The 19,764-nt window shown below is 37.5% G+C and carries 20 protein-coding genes; 5 read left to right on the top strand and 15 right to left on the bottom strand.

Features of this window, described 5'->3' with window-relative positions:
* Positions 1 to 197 precede the first annotated feature (197 nt).
* Entirely contained in the window at positions 198 to 1,409 is a 1,212-nt protein-coding gene (locus ACFQZ9_RS05730; protein ID WP_498942724.1) for an EAL domain-containing protein, read from the bottom strand.
* 156 nt (positions 1,410 to 1,565) lie between these two features.
* On the opposite strand from ACFQZ9_RS05730, the gene ACFQZ9_RS05725 reads away from it, so the two are divergent.
* On the top strand, positions 1,566 to 2,381 hold the full coding sequence (locus ACFQZ9_RS05725) for a C39 family peptidase (RefSeq protein ID WP_498942723.1): 816 nt from the start codon (positions 1,566 to 1,568) through the stop codon (positions 2,379 to 2,381).
* A 196-nt stretch (positions 2,382 to 2,577) separates the two neighbouring features.
* Positions 2,578 to 3,447: a metallophosphoesterase gene (locus tag ACFQZ9_RS05720; protein ID WP_498942722.1), complete on the top strand. Its 870-nt coding sequence runs from the start codon at positions 2,578 to 2,580 to the stop codon at positions 3,445 to 3,447.
* Positions 3,448 to 3,503: 56 nt separating this feature from the next.
* Here the strand turns inward: ACFQZ9_RS05720 and ACFQZ9_RS05715 are convergent, their stop codons facing one another.
* The gene (locus ACFQZ9_RS05715) at positions 3,504 to 5,612 is read right to left on the bottom strand and encodes a putative bifunctional diguanylate cyclase/phosphodiesterase (protein WP_498942721.1); all 2,109 of its coding nucleotides are present in this window, start codon (positions 5,610 to 5,612) and stop codon (positions 3,504 to 3,506) included.
* Positions 5,613 to 5,904: 292 nt separating this feature from the next.
* Here ACFQZ9_RS05715 and ACFQZ9_RS05710 point away from each other — a divergent pair, with 292 nt between their 5' ends.
* A complete protein-coding gene (locus tag ACFQZ9_RS05710; RefSeq protein ID WP_498942720.1) occupies positions 5,905 to 6,384 on the top strand; it encodes a YkyB family protein in 480 nt (159 codons plus the stop codon).
* A 124-nt stretch (positions 6,385 to 6,508) separates the two neighbouring features.
* Complete coding sequence (locus ACFQZ9_RS05705; protein WP_498942719.1) at positions 6,509 to 7,663, top strand: aminotransferase A; 1,155 nt, start codon at positions 6,509 to 6,511, stop codon at positions 7,661 to 7,663.
* A 39-nt stretch (positions 7,664 to 7,702) separates the two neighbouring features.
* Here the strand turns inward: ACFQZ9_RS05705 and ACFQZ9_RS05700 are convergent, their stop codons facing one another.
* From ACFQZ9_RS05700 to ykzS, 12 genes are all read right to left on the bottom strand, one after another.
* Positions 7,703 to 7,882: a hypothetical protein gene (locus tag ACFQZ9_RS05700; protein WP_498942718.1), complete on the bottom strand. Its 180-nt coding sequence runs from the start codon at positions 7,880 to 7,882 to the stop codon at positions 7,703 to 7,705.
* A 68-nt stretch (positions 7,883 to 7,950) separates the two neighbouring features.
* The gene (locus ACFQZ9_RS05695) at positions 7,951 to 8,829 is read right to left on the bottom strand and encodes an NAD(P)-dependent oxidoreductase (RefSeq protein ID WP_498943589.1); all 879 of its coding nucleotides are present in this window, start codon (positions 8,827 to 8,829) and stop codon (positions 7,951 to 7,953) included.
* A gap of 161 nt (positions 8,830 to 8,990) precedes the next feature.
* On the bottom strand, positions 8,991 to 9,461 hold the full coding sequence (locus tag ACFQZ9_RS05690) for a hypothetical protein (RefSeq protein WP_198311063.1): 471 nt from the start codon (positions 9,459 to 9,461) through the stop codon (positions 8,991 to 8,993).
* A gap of 81 nt (positions 9,462 to 9,542) precedes the next feature.
* Positions 9,543 to 10,328 carry an SDR family oxidoreductase gene (locus ACFQZ9_RS05685; RefSeq protein WP_498942717.1) on the bottom strand — a complete coding sequence of 262 codons (786 nt, stop codon included), beginning with the start codon at positions 10,326 to 10,328 and terminating at the stop codon, positions 9,543 to 9,545.
* 83 nt (positions 10,329 to 10,411) lie between these two features.
* Positions 10,412 to 11,047 carry an FMN-dependent NADH-azoreductase gene (locus tag ACFQZ9_RS05680; protein ID WP_498942716.1) on the bottom strand — a complete coding sequence of 212 codons (636 nt, stop codon included), beginning with the start codon at positions 11,045 to 11,047 and terminating at the stop codon, positions 10,412 to 10,414.
* Positions 11,048 to 11,568: 521 nt separating this feature from the next.
* Positions 11,569 to 13,281 carry a phosphoenolpyruvate--protein phosphotransferase gene (gene ptsP / locus ACFQZ9_RS05675; protein WP_498942715.1) on the bottom strand — a complete coding sequence of 571 codons (1,713 nt, stop codon included), beginning with the start codon at positions 13,279 to 13,281 and terminating at the stop codon, positions 11,569 to 11,571.
* On the bottom strand, positions 13,281 to 13,547 hold the full coding sequence (locus ACFQZ9_RS05670) for a phosphocarrier protein HPr (RefSeq protein ID WP_026574699.1): 267 nt from the start codon (positions 13,545 to 13,547) through the stop codon (positions 13,281 to 13,283). The genes ptsP and ACFQZ9_RS05670 overlap by 1 nt, the downstream gene beginning before the upstream one ends.
* Positions 13,548 to 13,839: 292 nt before the next feature.
* Positions 13,840 to 15,534 (bottom strand): glycerol-3-phosphate dehydrogenase/oxidase, encoded by a 1,695-nt coding sequence (locus tag ACFQZ9_RS05665; RefSeq protein ID WP_498942714.1) that lies wholly within the window; start codon positions 15,532 to 15,534, stop codon positions 13,840 to 13,842.
* Between the two features lie 179 nt (positions 15,535 to 15,713).
* The gene (glpK, locus tag ACFQZ9_RS05660; protein WP_498942713.1) at positions 15,714 to 17,204 is read right to left on the bottom strand and encodes a glycerol kinase; all 1,491 of its coding nucleotides are present in this window, start codon (positions 17,202 to 17,204) and stop codon (positions 15,714 to 15,716) included.
* Positions 17,205 to 17,231: 27 nt separating this feature from the next.
* Positions 17,232 to 18,056, bottom strand: a complete 825-nt coding sequence (locus ACFQZ9_RS05655; protein ID WP_498942712.1) for an MIP/aquaporin family protein — start codon at positions 18,054 to 18,056, stop codon at positions 17,232 to 17,234.
* 200 nt (positions 18,057 to 18,256) lie between these two features.
* Positions 18,257 to 18,817, bottom strand: coding sequence for a glycerol-3-phosphate responsive antiterminator (locus ACFQZ9_RS05650; protein WP_498942711.1), 561 nt, complete (start codon positions 18,815 to 18,817; stop codon positions 18,257 to 18,259).
* A 43-nt stretch (positions 18,818 to 18,860) separates the two neighbouring features.
* A complete protein-coding gene (gene ykzS, locus ACFQZ9_RS05645) occupies positions 18,861 to 19,058 on the bottom strand; it encodes a protein YkzS (RefSeq protein WP_198311055.1) in 198 nt (65 codons plus the stop codon).
* A gap of 249 nt (positions 19,059 to 19,307) precedes the next feature.
* Here ykzS and ACFQZ9_RS05640 point away from each other — a divergent pair, with 249 nt between their 5' ends.
* Complete coding sequence (locus ACFQZ9_RS05640; protein ID WP_198311054.1) at positions 19,308 to 19,496, top strand: YkvS family protein; 189 nt, start codon at positions 19,308 to 19,310, stop codon at positions 19,494 to 19,496.
* A gap of 85 nt (positions 19,497 to 19,581) precedes the next feature.
* On the opposite strand, the gene ACFQZ9_RS05635 is transcribed toward ACFQZ9_RS05640, so the two are convergent.
* A complete protein-coding gene (locus ACFQZ9_RS05635; RefSeq protein WP_231510828.1) occupies positions 19,582 to 19,701 on the bottom strand; it encodes a DUF6254 family protein in 120 nt (39 codons plus the stop codon).
* Positions 19,702 to 19,764: the final 63 nt, after the last annotated feature.

The raw sequence follows: 19,764 nt of genomic DNA, 5'->3' as shown, positions 1-19,764 counted from the left end.
TCCTTTCAAACACAAACAAACTTCCTATATTTATGTTTCTCTTTTGACATGTTTCTATCCAAACGGATTATGGTTTAATTTTAACTACCAAGTTTTAATATGCCAATATTAAAAGAATAAAATAAGGAACGGCATTTGTCCAAGCAAAATTGGAGGAAAGGAAAAATTTTTTTATTAAAGGGTGCATTAAGTCGTCTTTATAAAAGCTGCTCATGCTCAAATAAATATTGATAAGATATGTCGATAAACAAATATTCTTCCCCATTCATGGGAAAAGAAAAAGTTCGAATCGTTTCACCTGTTTCAATATCACTGTATAAATCCGACAAGATTCCTTTTCGCTCATTACGCATTTTGATAATATTTTCTAAAAAATAAGGACGCCAGCTCCAGTTTTTATTAAGATACTGTGCTTGAGTTATCCAGTCATTTTTTTCTTTAAAGATATTAACAGATTTTTGAAAGCCATCTTCATCACATACATACATTCTAAAGGCGATATGGTCCATTTCTTTTATCAAAGATTGAAATAGATCCTCATAACTTGTCTTCCTGTTTTTTATAACAATTTCCTGAACTTTAATTTGAAAAAACTCGGCTGTCGTATATACTGCTTCTAATTTTCTTTTTTCATATGAAATAAAGTCGTGGAATTTCTCTTTTAATCGCTCTTTTAGCATATCTCCTTGAATAAATTCAGCCTCCGGCGGGTGAAGATAATATCCTTGATAGTATCTTCCGCCATTTTTCCAGGCAAATTGGAGCTGATAACTCATTTCAATATTTTCAAACAATAATGTCGCCCCAATTTTCCGTGCCAATAATGACAGAGTAAATAATACGTCATTAAAATTCGTTCCTATTGACGTTGATTTTAAAGCTTCCAGATTGACCTTCAAAATATCAGGTTCAATTTCACCAATTCGCTGAAAATAATTTTTTGAACTATCTATCCTGGCAATCGCAATTTGGATTCCATACGTACGATAGTATTGCAGTAAGTGATCTAATTGATCAAAATCCCCTGTGTAATTTTGTTCCGATACTTCAAGAACAATTCGACTCAATCGAATACCCCTTTTTTCAAACTCTAAAAGCTCTTGTAAAAATGGTTCGCCATGTCCATACATTAATAAATCAGCATTTCGATTTAAAAAAATCTTGACATGCTCATCCAAATTAAGTGCTTTTTCTAATGCCTTACTTACCACAATTTGATCTACTTCAAATTTATATTCATCCGGAATCTGATCATCCTGAAAAAAGGGTCCCAAGCTTATGATGTTCCCTTCTGACCTATATCTTCCCAATACTTCATATGCGATAACACTTTGTTCTTCCGCACTAAAGATTGGTTGAAAAAAAGGAATGACATTTTCAAGATCCGCTAGGATATCCAATGCATCCATTTAATTGCCCTCCAAAAAAGATTTTTCTCATTATACCATACCAATATATACAATACGCATAAAAGCCCTCTCACGTTCTTTTCCAACAGGATACCATCATAGAAGAAGAGATACAATCACACCCTAAATTTAAGTCCATTTAAAGGGGGAGAAGTATTGAAGAAGCTTTTTGCTTTAGCCACAATTCTTCCATTGCTTGGATGCAGTAACTTAGAAAATGACAGCATTTCAAATAGAACAAAAAAATCGGCACCAGCTGCTGTTATTGAGAAAAACAATCAGGTAAAAACACAAAATATTAACTCAACCCGCGTATTAAATGAAATGATACCAATACAGGCAAAACAATCGAAGCCTGCAAATGTAAATCCTAAAAAAGCTTCACAACTGCTTAATGTACCTCTAATTAGGCAAAACCCTGAATTAAGGTATGGATGCGAAGTCACCAGCCTGACAATGGTACTTCAATATGCAGGTGTCAAAACGGATAAAATAGAGCTCTACCGCCTTATTAAAAAGGATTCCGACCCGCTCGTAAAAACGAATGGTGATATTCGGAGGTGGGGAAACCCTGCAGAAGGATTTGTTGGTGATATGACAGGAAAGTCCCCGGGCTATGCAGTTTTTGATCGGCCAATGGTTCAGTTAATTAATCAAAAGCTCCCCGGCCGGGCAATTAATTTAACAAATCAGCCTTTTGAACGGGTCTTAAAGCATGTTTCAGATGGATATCCAGTTGTGGTTTGGACAACTGGAGATTACAGGCTTCCGGACCGCTGGGAGTCATGGTATCATGGGCAGCAATACATTAAAACGCCTTTGGACCTCCATGCGGTGGTTCTCGTTGGATACGATAGGAATTTCGTCTATTTAAATGACCCATTATCAGGAAGAAAACAAGTAAGGGTTGGAAAAGATCGATTTATTTCCTCCTGGAAAGCTTTAAATTGCCGGGCAGTCAGTTATAAATAAATGCAATGTATAGTGAGATACCAAATTATTGGTATCTCTTTTTTATGAATAATTGTTCAAGTTTTGAATAAAAACGTATTAATCGGCAGTAAAAGATATTTTTGTTAAAAATACTTGCTTTCTTTGCCAATTTTCAAGAAAATACGAAATGACGCTTATTTCTAAAAGACAAAGGTGAGGTGGATTTGAAGAAAAGATGCAAACAAAAATGACAAGAAGATTCCTTTTAAAGCGTTCATTCGGTGCATTCCTCACGATCTTCGGCCTTAGTTCTGGAGGATATTTTTATGCCAACCGGATTGAACCTTCCCTGTTAGACACCAATAACCTGGAAATCAAACATCCCTTAATCCCAAAAAGCTTTGACGGAAAAAGGATTATTCAATTCAGTGACACCCACTTGGGTTTTCAATATAATCTCCAGCAGCTAAAAAAGCTAATGACAAAAATTAATAACCTCAATCCTGATCTCATTCTTTTTACCGGAGATTTAATGGATGAACCGAATCGATATAATAAGATAAATCAAATTATCCCACTCTTGCAGCAGTTAAATGCTCCACTTGGAAAGTTCTGTATCTTTGGTAACCATGATCATGGAGGATATGGCACTGACATTTATCGGAATATTATGGAGGCAGCAAATTTTACAGTCTTATTAAATGAATCTAAATCCATTAAACTAGAAGATGATACGCCCATCTATTTAATTGGAGTAGATGATGCGATGTTAGGCAAACCCAATATAGCCTTAGCTTCAAGACATATACCCAGCAATAGGTTTAAAATTTTATTATCGCATGCTCCCGACCTTGCGGATACCGCATCACAGTACCCGATACAATGGCAGATCAGCGGACATAGTCATGGAGGTCAAGTGAAAATTCCGTTTTTGGGGGCACTTGTTACCCCGCCTTTTGCCCAAATTTACACTGAAGGACTGTATTCTATTGGGAATCTCACCTTATATGTTAATAGAGGAATTGGAACAACGCGTCTCCCTTTTCGTTTTATGGCCAAGCCAGAACTAACCATTTTCACACTAAGATCTGAAAAAGCAATATAAAAAAATCCTTATCTATTTTAAAGGCAGATAAGGATTTTTATTTATTGAAAACCTTTTTATTTTTTTTTAATTAGAAATCTTTCCTCTATTTCTAATGCGGGCAGTGGTTTCGAATAATAATACCCTTGTATTTTATGACATTTCGCATCTGCTAAAAATTCTACCTGATTTTGATTCTCCACACCTTCAGCTATGACCTCTAATCCTAAACTTTTTCCAAGGTGAATAATCGTGGTTGTAATAGCCATATCCTTTTCATTTTTAGGGATTTCCTTAATGAAGGATTGGTCAATTTTTAAAACATCGATTGGGAATTGTTTTAAATAGTTTAATGATGAATAGCCTGTCCCAAAATCATCAACAGCTATCGTTATACCAATTTTCTTTATATTCTTTAAAGTTGGCAGTGTTTCTTTGGTGTCCTGCATCATCCCTTCAGTAATTTCAATTTCCAGTGATGAAGATTTGATGCGATATTTTTCTATCATAGACTGAATAACATCCACAAGATTTCGCTGTTGAAATTGTTTTGGAGAAATATTTATAGCTACTCGAATCGAATGAAACCCCATATTATTCCATTTTTTAATTTGCCTGCAGGCCTGACTGATTACCCAGTACCCAATTGGAACAATCAAGCCGGTATCCTCTGCAAGAGGAATAAAAACACTCGGTGGAATAAACCCCAGCTCATTGTTATTCCATCGGATTAGGGCTTCAAAACTGTTAATTTCTCCTGTTTCCAAATCCCTTTGAGGCTGATAATACAATGTAAACTCATCCTTCTCAATTGCCTTACGTAAATGAGTTTCCAATGTAATGATATTTTGGACGCTCGTATTCATGTCACTTCGGTAAAATTGGTAATGCGCTTTTCCCTTTTCCTTTACACGGAATAAAGCCTCATCCGCATTTTTAATTAACATTTCAGCATCTTTCCCATCATTGGGGTACATACTGATGCCAATACTCGGTGTTATGTAGTATTCATTCGAATTAAAATAAAAAGGATGGACAAACGCAGAAAAAACTTTCCTGACAAATGAATTAGTTGTTTGATGGTTTGAATGAAGGAGTAAAATATTAAATTCGTCGCCACCCAGACGATAGACAAAGCAACTCTCGTCTTGAAATTGTAGTAAACGACCTGCAACGGTTTTTAATATTTCATCACCTGCTAAATGTCCTAAAGTATCATTTAAGTATTTAAAGCGATCAAGGTCGATTGAAATCAGCGCAAATTGCTTTTTCCTTTTTCTTGGAGTAAAAATCTGCTCATTTAAATGATCAAGAAGAGCTCTTCGATTTAACAGCCCGGTTAGTTGATCATGAAAAGCCATAAATTTTATCGTAGCCATATTTTTAGCATGCTCTGAGATGTCTTTACAAATAACATAAAGGCCGTTAATCTCTCCATGAATAATAATAGGAGCTGTTTTAAGGTGAACAATAATCAAATGCCCATTCTGATGCTTCAGCCTAATTTCGAGTGACTCATGCGCATACCCTGAACACGTCTTTTCTAAAAGGTTCTTCAATTTAGCTAAGTCATGATCATCCATTAAGTTGTATACAGATAAGTTTTTGATTTGATTTTGTTGGTAACCCGTTAAAACCGATGCAGCAGGGTTTGCATCTAGAATTTCACCTTCAGGACTAATCATGATAATTGCATCTAAATTATGATAAACAATAGACCGGTATCTTTGCTCACTTTCGATTAATTTATTTCTTTCCATTTTCCATTCCGTAATATCCCTTGTCACAGCAACAATGTAACTAACGGTATTTTTTTCATCGTAAACGGGAGTTAGAACCGTTTCCCCATAAACTTTTTTTCCATCCTCAAAATAAAATTCATCCTCAAATACATAACTGTCGGATTGTTTCAGCAATTTTTCGTAATTAACCTGAAGTGAGCGAGCTAACTCAAGGGGAAGAGCCTCTTCCAGTGTTTTCCCGATTGCAGCAGCGGAAATCCGCGCCTTTTTCATCCCTGACTCATTGACAAATATATAGCGAAAACAGGGGCCTCTTTCGACCTTCATTACGTAAACCATATCCTGAACATGCTGAAAAATAATATCGAAGATGATTTTCTGGATTTTTTCACTTACTTTGTCCGCACTAAATTTTGAAGATAGTATGTTGATTGACTGCTCCATTTTATCATCCTTTAGACATAAAAAGTTCGCATATTTTTACAATAATGTTTTTACATTTGTGTATTTATATTTTACAATTTAAATAAGTGAAAATATCGAATTTATTCACTATTCCGGTAAAATTTTCTATTATTTTACCTTTATACTGTGAACTTAAAACCTATATTAATTATTATTGGAAATTTTGGCTGGGATTATTTCTTTTTTATTGATATCAAGATCCTACCCTTATTTTTTAAATAAAAAATGTGTATAATAAAGATGCTTTGAACTACAGAAAGGAGTACTTATTTTGAACCCGGACCAGAAACGCCCTCTTACCAAACTTAATTTTACCATCGAAAACCTCTCTCAGGCTGTATTTATTGTAAATCGCCATGCAAAAACAGCTATCAATCCCAAATTTTTATACAAATTAAAGCATGAAGCATTAAAAAAATTAATTGTTGAAGGTAAAGCTAAAAAAGTAGGACTTCATTTTTCGGAACATCCAAAAAACAGCCAGCAGCAATCTGATGTTTTAGTTGAATGCGGAAGGTACACATTCCATATTCCTCCCACAAAATCAGATTTTGCCGAGCTACCTCATTTAGGGAAGCTAGATGATAGAGTAAGAAATCCAAAAGCAAATCTTTCACTGAATATTGCAAAAGCCTTATTACAATCCTATACAGGAATAAAAGAAATCCAGCATTCTCCCTCCAATCCGGGTAACCGCCGCTCCTATCAAAAACCTGTCTTTAAGAAACTGGGAGAAAGATATACGAATTAAGGCCGGAGAATTCCGGCTTTTAATATGCGTGAACACCTCTAGGTGGTAGAATATTGATAAAAATCCATCTATATTCACACTCAACTAAAGACATACAGGTACAAATGGGAAGGATGAACGAGTTATGGAACACTTAATCAATCAAAGAGTTAAAGATATTGAAATTTCCGGAATCAGAAAATTTTTTAATATGGTTTCTCATATTGAAGATTTAATTTCCCTTACGATTGGACAACCAGATTTCCCTACCCCGGAACATGTAAAACAAGCAGGAATACAGGCCATTGAGGAAAACTATACATCTTACACCCATAACGCCGGTATGCTCGAATTAAGAAAAGCAGCCTGCTCCTTTATGGAAAAGAAATACGGCCTTCATTATCAGCCAGATACCGAAGTAATTGTCACTATGGGGGCCAGTGAAGCAATTGACATTACGTTCCGAACAATATTAACAGAAGGAACGGAGGTTATTTTGCCGGGTCCCATTTATCCGGGATATGAACCGATTATTCGAATGATGGGGGCAACACCTGTACATGTGGATGTAACAGAAAATAATTTCCGCTTTACGTTAGAGATGATCAAACCTCACATTACTGAAAAAACACGATGTATCGTATTGCCTTATCCATCCAACCCTACAGGGGTGAGCCTCTCTGAAGAAGAGTTACGGGAAATTGCTGACTTCTGTAAGGATCAGGATTTCTTTATCCTTGCAGACGAGATATACAGCGAACTAACCTATGAACAGCCACATAGGTCCATTGCTTCATTTCTAAAAGAAAAAACAATTGTTATAAATGGTTTATCCAAATCACATTCGATGACAGGTTGGAGAATTGGCCTCTTATTTGCACCAGAGACACTGACCAAACATATTCTAAAGGTTCATCAATATAATGTGTCCTGTGCTAATTCTATTGCCCAAAAGGCAGCGATTGAGGCCCTTACAGCGGGTATGAATGATGCCCTGCCGATGAAAATGGAATATGAGAAAAGAAGAGAGTATGTATTTGACCGGTTAAATGCAATGGGACTTAGCGTCGTGAAACCGGATGGAGCCTTTTATTTTTTCGTGCAAATCCCTAAGACCGTAGGGTTAAACAGTTTTGATTTTGCCCTTAATCTTGTGAAGGAAGAAAAAGTAGCCGTCGTACCCGGGAGTGCTTTTTCAGAATATGGAGAAGGCTATTTCCGTTTGTCTTTCGCCTGTTCAATGGAAACATTGGAAAAAGGTTTAAATGGGGTAGAAAACTATTTAAAAAAGCTGAATTAAAAAGAACACCCTCACTGCAATAGAGTGAGGGTTTTCCTTTTATTGACCTTGATATTTCCCATTATTCTTTGGTGCTTTTTCTTTCTTTGCTTTATCTTTATGGATTTTATTTGCGGCAGCTGAACCCATTTCATGAGCAAATTCTTCATTCAGCTGTGATGAATCAAATCCTTTTTTATTTTTTTGCTGGGGATCATTTTTTTTCGTCCGTTTGGCCATTTTTGCAATTCCTCCTAAAAATAATTCTCTTTTAGTTTCTTTTTAGAGAAGGAATTTATTCGATACCTTTAGTTCTTCCAGTATTTATACAACGCTTGAGTTCCGCTGTTTTCTTCACCTTTTTCAGCTAATTGCTCATAAAGGGATTTAGCCAATAACAGCCCAGGGGCATCCATTCCCATTTGTTCTGCTTCATCAAGGGCAATTTTCATATCCTTAATGAAATGCTTTATGTAAAACCCTGGCTCAAAATTTCCATTGAGCATTCTTGGGGCAAGGTTACTTAGAGACCAACTTCCAGCAGCCCCTGTTGAAATGCTTTTTAATACAGTCTCAGGGTCCAATCCAGCTTTTTCTGCATAGATGATCGCTTCACATACTCCAATCATATTGGAAGCAATTGCAATTTGATTACATGCTTTTGTATGCTGCCCTGCTCCAGCCTCCCCTTGGTAGACAATGTTCGTTCCAAGGTGCTCGAGTATCGGACGAACCGCATCAAAAGCTTCCCGCTCACCGCCAGCCATAATCGAGAGCTTCGCTTCTTTCGCCCCGACATCCCCACCTGAAACAGGAGCATCAATGGCCTGCATTCCCTTCTGCTTAGCAGCCTTATATATTTTTTTGGCAAGCGAAGGCGCAGAAGTCGTCATATCGATTAGATAGCTTCCTGCGTTAGCGTGGGCAATTAGTCCATCTTCACCAAAATAAACTTCCTCCACGTCCTTCGGATAACCGACAATCGTAAAAATAACCTGGGCTTTCTCAGCCACGTCTTGGGGATTTCCAGCCCATGTCGCACCTTTTTCCAAAAGGTCTGTAGCTTTTTCCTTTGTTCTCGAATAAACAACTACCGGGAACCCCGCATTTAATAAATGGCTTGCCATACTTTTTCCCATCACGCCTATTCCAATAAATCCGATTACCGTATTTTCTGGAGTTAACAAATTCATCACCCTCTCCTCATTTTACCTCTATTTTAGCACTAAATTTCTCTGAAAGTATTGAAAAGGACCGGGTCATTTTTCAGACCCGGTCCCCGCGCTAAAATCTCCAAATTTATGCACATACTTATTGTGTCCACCCTTACGAAAAGTTAATCTTCATTTTAGAGCTCTGAAGAAAAATTAGTTAGGTATGCACGACCAAAGACCTCTTGATTGTTGAATACTTCAATTGATACAGCATTTTTATTTTCAATCATATTCTCCAATTCATGGATATGTAAGTCTTTTTTTAAGGGAATGGGATTCATATAAATATATTTTTCACTTCGCCCCACATCTAAAAATTCTCCATTAATGACTTGTTCTTCACCATATACAATTTCTCTTTGACCAATAGCTGCTGCTAGTTTATCATCATGGATGGCCACTTTAACCTTATATAATTGACGGTCATTTAATATTTGGTCATTTATGCGAAAGCGAAACTGAAGCTCATTATTTTTTGTTAATAAGGCATCCGCAAATCGGTTGACAATCAGTTCATCTGAAAACTTCAGCCCGCATCCGGTTAAAAAAGATGTACTGATGATTCCAATTGATAAAAATAACAGCATCCGCAATTTTTTCAGCATCCTAACACTCCCTTTATTACTACCATAACCATCGATTAATGGAAATAAACGTTAGGAATGGCTTATATAGGGAGTGAAAAATTAAATCGCTTTAATCATGCCCCCATCAACAAGGAACGAGCTTCCTGTCATATAGGTATTTGCATCCGATAAAAGGAACGCAGCGACATTGGCAAATTCTTCAGGTTTCCCATATCTTTTTAGAGGGATTGCCGCTTTTGATTTCTCTTCAATAACTTCTCGGTCAACACCTTGCTTATCTGCATTGACTTGGTCTAAATGTTTCACTCGATCTGTTGCAATCCGTCCAGGGGCAATTGTATTAATTAAAATATTGTATGGCGCTAATTCAGAAGCGAGTGTTTTTGAAAGCCCGACAATTCCAGTTCGAAATGTGTTTGATAAAATTAATCCAGGAATCGGTTCTTTTATAGAAGAAGAAGCGATATTAAGGATTTTTCCTCCCTCTTTTTTTAAGTAAGGCAAGCTTTCTCGGATTAGCCTTACATAGGATAATAGATTTAATTCAAATGCATTCTGCCATTCATTATCGGATAGATCTTCAAAAGCAGCTGCAGGCGGACCGCCGGCATTATTTACAAGCAGATGGATTTCACCAAAGATGTCAATTGTCTTTTGAACAAGCTGCTTAATTTCCGGAGGATTTGTTACATCGGTTCTATGGTAGCTGACTTTTCCAAGATCAATTGCTTCAAGCAAAGCTGCTTTTTGTTTCAGTTTCTCCTCATCCCGTCCAGAAATCATGACATTTGCGCCTTCCCTTACGAGTCTTTCCGCAATCGCAAAACCGAGCCCCTGACTTGAGGCTGCGATAATCGCTGTTTTACCATTTAGATTTAATTCCATCATTATTTCCTCCCTTTATTCTTCTTTTATCTTACAAGAAAAAAGGAAACAGAGTAATTCTGTCTCCCCAAATTTATTTCTGTTTAAAACGTATGCGCAAGATCCTTCGCACGAGCAATGGCATTTTCTTTGATTTCCTGTGCTTTATCAGGCATTGCATTATGCCCTTCAACGAAGAGCCCTTCTAAGGTTGGAATACCGAAGAAACTCATCATAATACTAATATACCGGTGGCCCATTTCCATTTGGGCTGCAGGTCCTTCTGAATAGAACCCGCCGCGTGCTTGGATATGCAGTGCTTTTTTATCAGTCAAAAGTCCAATCGGACCTTTTTCCGTGTATTTAAATGTTTTTCCTGCAACAGCAACAGAATCAAGGTATGCCTTCATAACCGGGGGAAATGAAAAGTTCCATAACGGAGTAACGAAAACATATTTATTTGCGGCAATAAATTGTTCGTTTAATTCATTCAGCCGGCTAACCTTTGCCTTTTCTTCTGCAGATAGCTGATCAAACTCTTGTCCAGATCGAAGCTTTCCCCAACCACTAAAAACGTCTGCATCTATATGCGGGATATTCTCTTTGTATAAATCTAAATGAACCACTTCATCTCCGGGATTTACTTCCTTATACGTATCGATAAACGCCTTCCCAACGGCCATACTGTAGGATTGTGTTTCATTATGTGGGTGCGCCGTTATATATAAAACTTGAGACATTCTTCCATCACCTTTCTCTTCATGTAGTTGACATTTTAGTTTAAATCAAAAATATAAAAATTAACCAAACTTTTTCGCAAACCTTGAATTAATATATTTTCAATTCGAGGTAATTTTAAATTAAAAAAATGGTTCGGTCAACATTTCTGCTTTAAAGTAGCCCATTAAAAAAAGGATTTGTCATTTAGACAAATCCTCAAAACAGCCTCTTATTCATTTGTATCAACTGAGTACGGGTTACGACCAATATTTACTCTCATTTCATCGGTCATTTGGAATGGTTCATTAACCACCGACTCAGTTAGTGTAGAGTCTAGTTGTAAACTACCATCATAATGTAACGGTTTCTGTTCCATAATTCCTTTCACCCCCTGCACGATCCTGCACGTTGTACGATAGACCTATCAACATTCGGTATTAATAAGTCTTTCTTACTATATTATATTTCTATACTTGTCTAAAAATCCCTTCTTTTTTCACAAAAAAAAACCGACTGATTTCCCAGTCGGTTTTAAGGTAAATTATTTTATTGCTGCTTTTACAGCCTCGATTACTTGGTCAGTTGTTTGCATATTTAATACCTTTTGCGCGAGACTTTCCATATCGGATTTTTTGAGGTTCCGAATTAGTGAACGGGCTTTTAAAATGGATGTTGCACTCATTGAGAATTCATCAAGACCAAGTCCTAGAAGAACTGGAATGGCTGTTTCATCTCCTGCCATTTCACCGCACATGCCTGTCCATTTTCCTTCTACATGTGCAGCATCAATAACCATTTTGACTAATCTTAAAATAGATGGACTATATGGCTGATAGAGATAGGATACACGCTGATTCATACGGTCAGCTGCCATTGTATATTGAATGAGGTCATTTGTCCCTATACTGAAGAAATCAACTTCTTTGGCAAATTGGTCAGCTAAAACCGCAGTTGAAGGAATTTCAACCATGATTCCAAGCTCAATCTTTTCACTAACAGTTTGCCCTTCGCTTTGAAGCTTCGCTTTTTCTTCTTCTAGGATTGCCTTTGCTTGGCGGAACTCATCAAGGGTTGCAATCATTGGGAACATAATTTTTAAATTACCATAGCTGCTTGCCCGCAGCAGTGCACGCAATTGAGTTCGGAAAATTCCCTGCTCTTCTAGGCATAAACGAATCGCACGGAAACCTAAGAATGGATTCAATTCTTTTGGTAATTCCAAATATGGTAATTCCTTATCGCCGCCAATGTCTAAAGTCCTAACCACCACTGGCTTGCCATTCACTCCTTCTAAGACGGCTTTATAGGATTCGAACTGTTCTTCCTCGGTTGGAAGCTGATCTCTTCCCATGTAAAGGAATTCAGTTCGATATAGACCAATTCCTTCACCGCCATTATCCATAACTCCTTTTAAATCATTCGGAGTTCCGATATTTGCGGCTAATTCAACATGATGCCCATCTGCAGAAACAGTTTTTTCATTAACTAATTTTGCCCATTCAGCTTTTTGCGCCTCATATTCGTTATGGATTTTACGGTATTGTTCCACTAGCTCAGGTGTCGGATTAATATGTACTTCACCTTTAAGCCCATCCACAATGACCAAATCACCATTATTAATTTCATCAGTAGCTGTTTTGGTTCCAACTACTGCAGGAATTTCCAATGATCTTGCCATAATCGCTGAGTGCGAGGTACGGCCGCCAATATTGGTGGTAAAGCCTTTTACAAAATTTCGATTTAATTGAGCGGTATCGGAAGGAGTTAAATCCTCAGCCACGATAATAACTTCTTCGGCAATCATGCTTGGGTTTACCAATTGAACACCAAGTAAATGGCAAAGAACACGCTTCGTTACATCACGAATATCTGCGGCCCGCTCCTTCATATACTCGTTATCCATTTGTTCGAACATTGTTATAAACATATCTGCCGTTTCTTTTAAGGCAAATTCAGCATTGATTTTTTCAGATTGAATTTTATCTTCAATCGGTCCGGTCAATTCAGGGTCACTTAGAACTAGAAGATGTGCTTCAAAAATGGCTGCCTTATCTTCCCCAAGTTCTACCTTTGCCCGGTCGCGAATGATTTCAAGTTCAGACGTAGATTTTTCCATTGCCATACGAAATCTTTTTACCTCTGAATTCTTGTCATCAATCGTTTTCTTTGCAAAGGATAAATCAGGTTCTACAAGACGGTAAGCTTTTGCAATTGCAATACCGTTTGATGCAGCAATTCCATGTAAAAAACTCATTATTCAGCCAAACCTTCTTTTTTCAATGTTTCTTCAATGCTTGATAAAGCTTCTTCTGAATCGTTTCCTTCAGCAGAAATCACGATGTCTGCTCCTTGGCCAATTCCTAAAGACATTACACCCATAATTGACTTTAAATTAACCTTTTTTCCTTTATATTCTAAATTGATTTCAGAATTAAATTTACTAGCTGCTTGTACTAACAAGGTTGCCGGTCTTGCGTGAATTCCTGTTTCAGCTGTTACTTTAAATTGTTTTTCTGCCATGTAAATCAAACTCCTTTAATGTCAATTAATATAATAAATTTAAAATTATTACCTGCCTAATAAACTTAAACAATTTGTTCATTTTAGTCAACTAAACCGTTAATTGATTAATAAATAAAACAATACAATCAAAATTATTTTTTCCCTAAAATGACACAATTATGTTTTAAATAAAAGGCATAGTTTGTGAAAAATAATACAAAGGATAGAATATCATTTTCTTATTCACTTGAACAGTAGTAAAGATCACAAAAATAGAGAAAGGCCGCAAAAATTTACGGCCTGCCATTTATTAATTTCCGCCCACTGCCTTGGGAAATTCATTATTCTGTTGATCAATTGGTATTACTGCATGCATTAGGGCTTCTTCCAATTCATTGGTATATTTTTGCTTTTCTTGCTCGTTCCATCCAAATTGATCAGCCATATAAGCTAATACCTGGTTCTTCCATTTTTGTACAAGTTGAATATTGAACAATATTGCACCAGTTCGGCGATTAAAGAAATCAATTGGAGTGGCTGCCATCTCATAGCGAATGGAATAGATTAACTTAGCAAATAATGTGAGTGGCAATCCATAACGAGCTGCATCATTTTTATACGTATTAAGAAGTTCAAAAACGTCTTCAATATTTGAGCCATATATTTTTGCTAATTGTTCTGCCTCTTCCTTGGTTAACCCCACTTCAAGACCAACTTTTACCTTTCTACCAACATAGTCTGAAAAATGGACAGAACCACCAACATCGCCGCCGGAAATTGGCATATCCTTCGTCATACAAGCCGGGTAGTTCTTCCCCTCTTCAGCATTAAATTTCGCTGCAAGTAAATCCACAATCGTTTCCGCCATTTTCCGGTATCCCGTTAATTTCCCTCCAGCAATTGTAATAAGACCTGTTTTGGATTCCCAAATTTCATCCTTTCGAGAAATTTCCGATGCCTTTTTTCCTTCTTCATATATAAGTGGTCTAACTCCTGCCCAATTGGACTCAATATCCTTCTCGGCTATTTTCACATCAGGAAACATATAATTAATCGCCTTAATGATATAGCTGCGGTCAGCAGTTGTCATATAAGGGTGCGCTTTATCCTGGTCATAAAATGTATCCGTTGTACCCACATATGCCTTTCCATCTCGAGGGATTGCAAATACCATTCGACCATCTGGCGTATCGAAATAAATTGCTTGCTTTAAAGGGAATCGAGACTGGTCAATTACGAGATGGACACCTTTTGTCAACTGGAGAACCTTTCCCTTTTTCGAATGGTCCATTTCCCTTATTTGATCTACCCATGGACCCGCCGCATTGACAATTTTTTTCGCACGGACCTGATATTTTTCACCTGTAAACAAGTCTTGGACCATTACACCGACAACGATTCCATTTTCATAGATAAGATTTGTAACTTTTGTATAATTGCAGGCAGTTGCACCCTTTTCAATCGCCGCTTTCATTACTTCAATCGTTAGTCTTGCATCATCAGTACGATATTCTACGTAATACCCCCCGCCTTTTAGGCCCTCTTTTTTAACGAGCGGCTCTTTTGCAAGGGTTTGCTCCGCAGATAACATCGTTCTTCGTTCTGATTTTTTTACTCCTGCTAAGAAATCATAAACACGTAAACCAATAGATGTAGAGAATGGTCCAAATGTTCCGCCTTTATGCATTGGCAGAAGCATCCACTCTGGAGTAGTGACATGCGGGCCGTTTTCATAGACAATCGCACGTTCTTTCCCTACTTCTGCGACCATTTTCACTTCAAATTGTTTTAAATATCTTAATCCTCCATGCACTAATTTTGTAGACCGGCTCGATGTACCTGCCGCAAAATCTTGCATTTCGACCAGTGCGGTATTCATTCCTCTTGAAGACGCATCAAGGGCGATACCGGCTCCGGTAATTCCACCACCAATAACTAAAACATCAAACTTAACTTCCTTTAATTTCGATACAATCTCTTTACGATTTAAATTCGAAAATCTCATTATTTTTTCCTCCCGATTAAGAAGCCTTATTATTATATGCTTAGAAATTTTTTAGGGGAAATAAAAAGAGACCACAAAAGACATTACCAAATGGTAATGTTTTTGTGGTCTCTCCAAATTCTCCTGCCAATATATTAACTTGTGTTTTATTATACCATATTTTTACGAAACAGAATAGTTTATTTAAATGCCATTGCCGCATTTACTGCTTTTTTCCAGCCAGCGTACAGAAGTTTACGGTCCTCTTCGTTCATTTTCGGATCAAACTTCCGGCTGATTGCCCATTGCTTCGAGATTTCTTCCTGACTCTTCCAGAACCCAACTGCAAGTCCCGCTAAGTAAGCGGCTCCAAGAGCTGTTGTTTCATTGACCACAGGTCTTTCAACTGGAACATTTAAAAGGTCACTTTGGAAATCCATTAGGAGATTATTTTTAACCGCACCACCGTCAACGCGAAGTGTTTTCAATTGAATGCCTGAATCGGCTTCCATCGCTGATAAGACATCCTTTGTTTGATAAGCTAGCGACTCAAGTGTGGCTCGAACAAATTGTTCCTTTGTTGTTCCACGTGTTAATCCAAAGACCGCACCTCGGACATCACTATCCCAATAAGGTGTTCCAAGCCCGACAAATGCAGGTACAACATAAACCCCATCTGTAGATTCCACTTTTGCTGCATATGTTTCGCTATCTTTAGCATCCTTAATCATTCTTAAACCATCGCGAAGCCACTGAATTGCTGAACCCGCTACAAAAATACTTCCTTCTAAAGCGTACTCTACTTTTCCATTTAATCCCCATGCGATTGTTGTCAATAAACCATGTTCAGACTTTACTGCTTTTTCTCCAGTATTCATGAGCATAAAGCAGCCCGTACCATACGTATTTTTTGCCATACCCTTTTCAAAACACGCCTGGCCAAATAATGCCGCCTGCTGATCTCCTGCAACTCCGGCAATTGGCACTTCCTTGCCAAAGAAATGATAGTCCACTGTATTAGCATAGATTTCTGAGGATGGCCGAACATCAGGAAGCATCGATTTAGGAACACCTAAAATTTCTAGTAATTCCTCATCCCATTTTAAGTCATGGATATTAAACATTAGGGTACGGGATGCATTAGAGTAATCGGTTACATGCGCCTTTCCCCCTGAAAGCTTCCAAATCAACCATGTATCAATTGTTCCAAATAAAAGCTTACCTTGGAGAGCCTTTTCATGTGCCCCAGGAACATGTTCAAGAATCCACTTTACCTTAGTCCCTGAGAAGTAGGCATCAATTAACAAGCCTGTTTTATCACGAAATAACTGACCGTAACCTTTTTCTTTTAATTCCTCACAAATACCACTCGTTTGTCTGGATTGCCAAACAATCGCATGATAAACGGGTTCCCCAGTTTCTTTATCCCAAACAACCGCCGTTTCGCGCTGATTGGTAATTCCAATCCCGGCAACTTGGTCTGGCTTTATTCCTGTTTCAGATAAAACTTCAGCAATGACAGACAAGATAGAACCCCATATTTCGTTGGCATTATGTTCAACCCAACCCGGTTTTGGAAAATATTGCGTAAATTCCCTTTGAGCAATATGAACAATTTCCCCGTTTTGATTAAACAAAATGGCTCGTGAACTGGTTGTTCCTTGATCTAATGATAGAATATACTTTTCCATAATACGCCCTCCAAATTTGATCTTATATTAAGCAGCTTTTCTTCTTAAATTATTGTTCGTATTCTGTTTTTTTCCTGCAATAAATGCAAGTAATAGTACGATCAGATTAAGTCCTATAACTACCCATAGGGCTCCGGTAACTTCCCCTAAAAATAAAGCTTTATAGAATACTGCCCCAAGGCTTCCGCCTAACAGCGGCCCTACAACCGGAATCCATGAATAGCCCCAGTTAGAGCTCCCTTTACCCGGAATCGGCAGTAGGAAGTGTGCGATCCGCGGCCCAAGGTCACGAGCAGGATTAATTGCATATCCAGTGGTTCCACCCAATGACATTCCAATCACGACAATCAATAATCCAACCGCCAGTGGATTTAATCCTTCTGTAAACTTGTTAGCCCCAATAAATAATAAACCAAGTACAAGAACAAATGTACCAAAAATTTCACTAAATAGATTTGAAAATGTATGCGGGATTGCCGGACTTGTCGCAAAAACGCCTAGCTTTGTTCCTGGGTCATCTGTTTCTTTCCAATGCGGCAGATAATGTAGATAGACTAGGGCTGCACCGAGGATGGCTCCAATCATTTGGGCAAGAATATACCCCGGCACATCGGACCACGGGAATTCTCCATTAAGAGCAAGTGCAATGGTAACGGCCGGATTAAGATGTGCTCCACTCACCGATCCTACTGCGAAAACTCCCATTGTTACTGCCAGTCCCCACGCTATGGTAATTACAATCCATCCGGCGTTATTGGAATAGGATTTTTTTAACGAAGATCCCGCTCCAATTCCAGCACCGAGGACAATCAAAATCATTGTTCCTACTAATTCTCCAATAAAGGGTGTCAATTTGTTCCGCTCCTTTTTCATTATATGTTGTTCTTTCTGACAGAAAACAAAAAAGGAGATTCACACAAAAAAACCATAAGCCATGGTCTTTCGCGTGAATCTCCTTGTCTCCGTCACAATTCTATTAACTTGATTAAAGTATATAAACTAGTGAAAGCGTTGTCAATCCTTTTTTATTCCAAACTATTGAAACTGAAACTTTATTTTTGAACTGCGAATGTATCCCAAAGCTCCCGCTTTGAAGTCGTAATGGCTGTAGCACCTGCATTCAGTGCATTTTGCACTTCTGCTGTTGTCCGAATAAGCCCGCCTGCAAAAATGGGGATCCCAATGCGTTCCTTTACTTCAGTAATCATCCAAGGCATGGCCCCAGGTAAAACCTCAATAAAGTCAGGACGTGTCTTTTCAATTAATGAGTAGCTCTTTTCCAATGCATGGGTGTCAAGGAGGAAAATTCTCTGTACCGCAATGACTCCCTTCTGCTTAGCCTTCAAAATCACACTGGATTTCGTTGAAATTAATCCAAAAGGCTTATATTCCTGGCAGATATATTCTGTCGCATATTCATCATTTTTTATCCCATGTATGAGGTCAACATGGTAAATCATTTTTTTTCCATATTGTTTTGCAAGTACACTTATACTTTTTAACTGAGAGATATGCATATCTAAAAAAACGCCGATTTCATAGGAGCTTTTTAAAAAGCGCTCAAACTCCTTCATATTCGTTGATGCTGGTAATATGCTTTGGCTAATCATCATTGTCCTCCCTCCATTTTTAATCTTTATTGTATATGTACACAAATTAACTTCTTGGCACTTGCAAATATTGATAAAGGACATCTCCACCTCTCTGCGCAATCCCACGGAAATGTTTAAAATCCTTTCTTTTAACAAGTACTTGCCGGAATACCATAAAATCATCCTGCTTTACATAATACTCAGAAAGTGTTCCGGCCTTTAACCGTTCCAATATTTCGTTTACAGCATCTTCATTCAACATATGCACCACCTTTACAAAAGTATTTTAACGTAAATCTTTATAAAGGGGTATTTTTTGTCGAAATTTCCGAGGAAATACCCTTCAATTGTAGGAATTTTTTTAAATAATAAATCTACTATTATAGTTAATTAATTTTTTTATCAAAATTAACGTAATTGTCAAATAAAATCCTTTACGAAATTGGAAAAGTAGTGCAAACTGTTATTTAAATGGGATAGATGAAATTGTATGGCAAAGGGGAGAGACTGAATGAAAGTAGCAGAAATAGGAAATATCATTGAATTCCGTGGTGGGTTACAGGGAATAGTGGAAAAGGTAAATGAAAATTCTGTAATAGTCGATCTAACATACATGGACAATTACCGTGATTTAGAATTGGACCAGCGTACGGTTGTAAATCATAAAAACTATAAGATTGTAAAAGAAAGCGCTTATTAATTTGTGTTGAGCCATTAAAAAGGCAGCCCGCGGCTGCCTTTTTCCTCTGTATCATTACTTAAACAAAACCCATTCAACCTTAAATTTATGGCTGTTTTCCTATTTCGTTTGAAATCTGTTTAAGTGATTTCACTTTGCCATGCGGATTTTGATCTTGTTTTCTAACAGTCCATTCCCTCTCATGCTGCCTCTGCGATTTGCTCATACCATTCACTCCTTTCACCTACTATTTTTTTCAAAAAGCCTTTTCCTTATCATAGGAAAAAGA

Source organism: Neobacillus sp. GCM10027624 (assembly GCF_042675345.1).
GTDB lineage: Bacteria > Bacillota > Bacilli > Bacillales > Cytobacillaceae > Neobacillus > Neobacillus cucumis_D.
The sequence above is the reverse complement of the archived record's forward strand: the minus strand, read 5'-3'. Positions and strand labels throughout refer to the sequence as shown.

What these genes read in the sequence shown, in the direction of transcription:
- ACFQZ9_RS05640 (WP_198311054.1), top strand. Translation starts at nt 19,308, where the DNA reads ATGAAAGTAGCAGAAATAGGAAATATCATTGAATTCCGTGGTGGGTTA.
- ACFQZ9_RS05680 (WP_498942716.1), bottom strand. Translation starts at nt 11,047, where the DNA reads ATGTCTCAAGTTTTATATATAACGGCGCACCCACATAATGAAACACAA.
- glpK (WP_498942713.1), bottom strand. Translation starts at nt 17,204, where the DNA reads ATGGAAAAGTATATTCTATCATTAGATCAAGGAACAACCAGTTCACGA.
- ACFQZ9_RS05690 (WP_198311063.1), bottom strand. Translation starts at nt 9,461, where the DNA reads ATGCTGAAAAAATTGCGGATGCTGTTATTTTTATCAATTGGAATCATC.
- ACFQZ9_RS05650 (WP_498942711.1), bottom strand. Translation starts at nt 18,817, where the DNA reads ATGATGATTAGCCAAAGCATATTACCAGCATCAACGAATATGAAGGAG.
- ACFQZ9_RS05670 (WP_026574699.1), bottom strand. Translation starts at nt 13,547, where the DNA reads ATGGCAGAAAAACAATTTAAAGTAACAGCTGAAACAGGAATTCACGCA.
- ACFQZ9_RS05720 (WP_498942722.1), top strand. Translation starts at nt 2,578, where the DNA reads ATGCAAACAAAAATGACAAGAAGATTCCTTTTAAAGCGTTCATTCGGT.
- ACFQZ9_RS05635 (WP_231510828.1), bottom strand. Translation starts at nt 19,701, where the DNA reads ATGAGCAAATCGCAGAGGCAGCATGAGAGGGAATGGACTGTTAGAAAA.
- ACFQZ9_RS05700 (WP_498942718.1), bottom strand. Translation starts at nt 7,882, where the DNA reads ATGGCCAAACGGACGAAAAAAAATGATCCCCAGCAAAAAAATAAAAAA.
- ACFQZ9_RS05705 (WP_498942719.1), top strand. Translation starts at nt 6,509, where the DNA reads ATGGAACACTTAATCAATCAAAGAGTTAAAGATATTGAAATTTCCGGA.
- ptsP (WP_498942715.1), bottom strand. Translation starts at nt 13,281, where the DNA reads ATGAGTTTTTTACATGGAATTGCTGCATCAAACGGTATTGCAATTGCA.
- ACFQZ9_RS05715 (WP_498942721.1), bottom strand. Translation starts at nt 5,612, where the DNA reads ATGGAGCAGTCAATCAACATACTATCTTCAAAATTTAGTGCGGACAAA.
- ACFQZ9_RS05665 (WP_498942714.1), bottom strand. Translation starts at nt 15,534, where the DNA reads ATGAGATTTTCGAATTTAAATCGTAAAGAGATTGTATCGAAATTAAAG.
- ykzS (WP_198311055.1), bottom strand. Translation starts at nt 19,058, where the DNA reads ATGTTGAATGAAGATGCTGTAAACGAAATATTGGAACGGTTAAAGGCC.
- ACFQZ9_RS05685 (WP_498942717.1), bottom strand. Translation starts at nt 10,328, where the DNA reads ATGGAATTAAATCTAAATGGTAAAACAGCGATTATCGCAGCCTCAAGT.
- ACFQZ9_RS05730 (WP_498942724.1), bottom strand. Translation starts at nt 1,409, where the DNA reads ATGGATGCATTGGATATCCTAGCGGATCTTGAAAATGTCATTCCTTTT.